We start from the raw sequence: 861 nt of genomic DNA, 5'->3' as shown, positions 1-861 counted from the left end.
GGAGTAATGCCAGTCAGTTAAGCAACTGACTGGCTCTTTTTTGGGGCTCTGGGGTATTTCCAGGGTCTCTCCTTTACCACTCTCGGGAAGGCTCTTTCCCTTCTTGTCGGTAATTTTACCAGGTGTCCCATACTTGCAAGATCGTGCATCAGCTCCGGGATTCGGCCCGGTGACGCGCCCTGCAACGTCATCAGCATTCTCATGACCATTCCACATGACTCTGAGAAGCTTAGCTGATTCGGCCTGTACCCTTTCAGATGTCCTGCCATTTTAATCATCTGATATCTCACTAGGTTATAAGCCAGTAATCCCCCCCAGAGTTCCTGCTCCACAAGCTCCGGCTTTTTACTTCTCAGCGTCAGTCTACTCAGTTGCATTGTCTGCTTTATCTCTCTGTATCCCAGGTCGATTTCCCAGCGATGACTGTACAGCTCTGCCATTTCTGTGCCCGGGTAACGCATGGTGTCCGTCATCGACGTCAGCAGCTGGCAGACTTTTCCTTTGCGCGTCACAGTCAGCAGGCGGGCTGTCACCTCATTTCCCAGAGCAGGCCACTTTTTTCGTGCCTGTGGACTGGTTTTCAGCTTCACTAGATGGTCGCCTTTACCCAATTTTCTGACCTCTTCATACTGGGCCCCCCTTCTGAGCGCTATCATCCAGTGACGCTCTTCTCCCGCCTGGCTCCAGGCATTTAACAGCCCCAGTGAGTAATACCCTTTATCCATTAACGTCAGCGTGTTATCGCCGGTTTGTCCTATAAGTTGCTCAGCAAGCTCAGTTTCGCTGTTTTTCATCGTGCCGAAGGCCGCCGCCGTCAGCAGATGGCTGGTCAGCTCCATCTGACAGACCATTTTGACCTGT

The 861-nt window shown here is 51.9% G+C and carries 1 protein-coding gene; it reads right to left on the bottom strand.

The window, feature by feature from the left end; genetic code table 11:
* Positions 1-17: 17 nt before the first annotated feature.
* A partial coding sequence (locus tag EHO01S_RS17200) for an IS4 family transposase (protein WP_024525089.1) occupies positions 18-861 on the bottom strand: 844 nt, incomplete at its 5' end.

It is taken from the genome of Edwardsiella hoshinae NBRC 105699 = ATCC 33379 (assembly GCF_000474215.1).
Taxonomy (GTDB): domain Bacteria; phylum Pseudomonadota; class Gammaproteobacteria; order Enterobacterales; family Enterobacteriaceae; genus Edwardsiella; species Edwardsiella hoshinae.
Note: the sequence above shows the minus strand (reverse complement) of the source record. Positions and strands in the feature narration are given on the sequence as shown.